At 42.4% G+C, this 1,921-nt stretch carries 1 protein-coding gene; it reads left to right on the top strand.

What is annotated here, in order from left to right; all coding sequences use genetic code 11:
• The first annotated feature begins 148 nt into the window (after nt 1-148).
• Nucleotides 149-1,663 (top strand): ankyrin repeat domain-containing protein, encoded by a 1,515-nt coding sequence (locus Q0277_RS01695; protein ID WP_297994929.1) that lies wholly within the window; start codon nt 149-151, stop codon nt 1,661-1,663.
• Nucleotides 1,664-1,921: the final 258 nt, after the last annotated feature.

Here is a 1,921-nt window from a genome sequence, read left to right as displayed (position 1 = left end):
GATATCAAAGAGTATTTTTTGCAGAAAAATATAAATATAGACTATATTAAAAAAGACTATACGGTTTTTATCTAGGAATATATGCGAAGCGGGCGGCAAATTTTAAACTAAAATTTCAATATTTTATGGTAAGCCGCCTCTAAATTTTATGTGCGAAAACGCTAGTTTATATTCGGCTAAGCTCACACTCGGTAGTATTTGCCATTTTATTTGCAGAGGTTGCTTTGAAAGAGATAAAATCCAAGCTCATCATAGCGTGTTTGGTTGTTTCGCAGGCGTATTTTGTCTGATCGTAGGCGGTGCGTTTATGGATAGACCCAAAACTAAGCCCGTGCAAAATTCCACGGCGAGCCGCGCCGCAACCTCCGGCAACTCCTCCGATCGGCCGCTAACGGACGAGGATCGCGCTGCACGAGCGAGGTACTGGCACGAAAGGCTGGGCGCCGAGTTAGATTTGGACGAGTGCGTAGTGCAGGGCGATGAGCGGATGGAGTATTTCTGCAAGCTTTTGCGCTCCAAGGACACTGCTCGTATTTTAGCATTTATGCGAGAGCAGCGCATCACTGCGGGCGATCCGCTGCATTTTGGCATAACGGCGATAATGTATTCTAGCTTTTACAACGATGCAAACACTACCGAGGAGCTGATATATCACGGAGCGGATATCAACCGCACGGACGATTTTTCTCATTCGGCGCTGAGCTATGCTATCGAAAATAACTCTACCGCTGCCGCAGAAGTTCTACTCAAGCACGGAGCTAGCTTTTCTAGCGTTAAATATGTTCGTCCGTGGCTTGTAACCCCGGGATACCTCGATTCCTATTTTGTCGCCGATACTAGCGATGCACAGGTAAGGACATATTACGGAACACCTAAAAGCGAGGGTACTAGCGCGGTATCTGATCCGCTCTATTACGCCGTGGCGGGCGGATTTTTGCAGATGACGGAGCTTATGCTTAGCAGCGGCGTAAGACCTGAGATTACCGCTTGGACGGACGATAATTGTATCGCTTTTACGCTCAAGCACCGCAAAGGTGAGCGACAGCCGAACTGCTCCATCTATCAGATGCTGCCGCAGCAATATGACGCAAGTATGCTAAATCTGCTGCTTAAATACGATTTGGCAGGACTTCCGGACGATGAGCGTATTCAAAAACAATACGATGACTGCCGCAATGATTTGTATCTGTTGAAAGAACATAAGAAAAGATACCTAGAGCATATGGATAATTATTGTTACGATGAGATTATTTTGAACCAGACCTTATTAGGTAGTTTTAATTATGATATGGTCAGGTTTTATATGACGGAGCAACCAAAGGATTGGGAAAAGAGTGCAATGATGTTCAACGAAGGCTCGCTGCCCGATCTTAATAGATGCGGCTCGGTAACGCCAAATACGGCGCTGCTGGGTATCTACGATACGCTTATAAAGCGCTATTCCGCGCTCTGCGGCGATGAGCCTAAGGGTGCAAGCGGCTTTGATTTAGATAAATTTTTTAGATATTTGCAATTAGAAAAATTGGAATATTATCTTAAAATAGAGTATAAGGGCAAGTTGATACGGGTTGAGGAGTATGATAAAATTTTAAGGCGCAATGCGTCTAAACAGCTAGAGCAATCGGGATCCAAGGCTGCAGATACCGCGTCTGCCAATAATTAAAATTTCGTAGAGATTTTGGTTATGATCGCTATGTATTTGGCAAAATTTTATAAAATTTTAATGATTTTAAATTTGTCGTTTCTCTTTAATATCTTGATCATCGCAATCTTAGCTTCAAGTTATCACTGCCTTGTATTTGTGTAGTTATAGCATCTATACTTATAAAAGATCGCGAAATATCATGGTTCTTGTATTAATATGAGATAAATTTATATATAGCAGATCTCATAATTTATGAAATTCATAATGTTAAAGATG

Origin of the sequence: uncultured Campylobacter sp., assembly GCF_938030815.1 — a bacterium.
GTDB lineage: Bacteria > Campylobacterota > Campylobacteria > Campylobacterales > Campylobacteraceae > Campylobacter_B.
Note: the sequence above shows the minus strand (reverse complement) of the source record. Positions and strands in the feature narration are given on the sequence as shown.

Excerpts from the sequence above, each read along its gene's own strand:
- Q0277_RS01695 (WP_297994929.1), top strand. The coding sequence starts at position 149 with ATGTGCGAAAACGCTAGTTTATATTCGGCTAAGCTCACACTCGGTAGT.